A 1,464-nucleotide genomic window follows, 5' to 3' on the forward strand; every position below is an offset into this window, starting at 1 on the left:
CGTTGTTCTATTTCCCCTCCAAGTATTGCAATGTCTGTCTAAACCTATTCTGCGTCTTCCTAAAAGAGTCGCACCCATGTAATTAGCGCAGAGGCTTGTGCAAAAAGTTATCATTAATTTTAGCGGTATCCAATTTCAACATGAAATCAACAGCAACAAAGAAAAAGATAGCTGTGAGCCTGTTTTCTGGAGCAGGTGGGTTTGACTTGGGATGCGGTGCAAGTTTTGAAATAGGCATAGCCATTGATAATAATCCTATTGCCTTGGCTACGTACCAACAGAATTTCCCCAATGCGACGGTATTATGCAAAGACATTCGGGAGGTAACGGGAAAAGAAATACGCTCCCATATTCAGGCAAAGTATCCAGATTGGATGGGGAGATTCATGTAGTTTTTGGAGGTCCTCCGTGTCAAGGGTTTAGCGTTGCTGGACAACAAAATCTTGAAGATGAGCGTAACGGTTTGGTGGGGGAGTTCGTTCGGCTGGTGTTGGAACTCAATCCTCTTGCGGCAATCATGGAGAATGTGCCGGGAATTGAGAATCAAAAATTTGGTTGCATTACTGCTAATTTACAAGCGGTGTTGGAAGAGCATTATTTTTTATCCAAGTGGAATCTGAATGCATCAAATTATGGGGTTCCCCAAGCTAGAAAAAGGGTGTTTTTTGTGGCTTCTAAGTTTGGTAACATTATGCCACCGCAACAGTTACCACAGCATAATGTTCGGGATGCGATACCGAAGGTCAGCGTCTTCGACGCTATCGCTGACTTATTACCACTTCCCCTACTCCCTAAGCAAAACACTCAAGTTGTGTCACCCGATTGGGAAAAGGGTGAATATGCCAAGTATCTTGAGGAAATATTTCCTAACCCAGGTGTAATAACCAATGAAATAACGGGATTTGCAGCGACGACACATACACCAGAAGTAATTCAACAATTTATCAACACTCCCCCAGGTACGAGGGAAGCTAAATCCAGAGCGAAAAAACTCGAATGGGATGGCTTGTGTGTCACGTTACGAGCGGGAAGTGGGAATCGCACCGCATTACGCCCAATTCATCCTTCTGAACCAAGGGTTATTTCCGTTAGGGAAGCTGCGAGATTACACAGTTACCCTGACTGGTTTAATTTCAGTGAGGGAATACTTCATGCTCATCGGGAAATCGGAAATTCGGTGCCTCCATTGCTTGCCTATGCTGTAGGGATGCAAATTAGGGAGCATTTGGAATCTCATATCAGTGATACTCCATTATGCAAAGTGCGATCGCGTAGCGTTTTGTGGGTATGTCTACACCGTATGCCCTTGTTAGACAGGTGGGAATACGCTCTGCCTAAAACCTTCGGCTTATCATTCCACCTGCCGCAAATGTCGCACTTGTCTATTAACTGGAGTTTAGACTAACGCATGACAAAACGGTGCAGCAGAAAGAATCTAATGCACATCAGTATACAAATTGAAAA

At 44.1% G+C, this 1,464-nt stretch carries 2 protein-coding genes; both read left to right on the forward strand.

Features of this window, described 5'->3' with window-relative positions:
- Positions 1–140 precede the first annotated feature (140 nt).
- The gene (locus CK510_RS34175; protein WP_281257111.1) at positions 141–392 is read left to right on the forward strand and encodes a DNA cytosine methyltransferase; all 252 of its coding nucleotides are present in this window, start codon (positions 141–143) and stop codon (positions 390–392) included.
- Positions 371–1,405, forward strand: a complete 1,035-nt coding sequence (locus tag CK510_RS30295) for a DNA cytosine methyltransferase (protein ID WP_281257112.1) — start codon at positions 371–373, stop codon at positions 1,403–1,405. The genes CK510_RS34175 and CK510_RS30295 overlap by 22 nt, the downstream gene beginning before the upstream one ends.
- Positions 1,406–1,464 lie beyond the last annotated feature (59 nt).

It is taken from the genome of Brunnivagina elsteri CCALA 953, assembly GCF_002289455.1.
Lineage (GTDB): Bacteria > Cyanobacteriota > Cyanobacteriia > Cyanobacteriales > Nostocaceae > Brunnivagina > Brunnivagina elsteri.

What these genes read in the sequence shown, in the direction of transcription:
- CK510_RS34175 (WP_281257111.1), top strand. Translation starts at nt 141, where the DNA reads ATGAAATCAACAGCAACAAAGAAAAAGATAGCTGTGAGCCTGTTTTCT.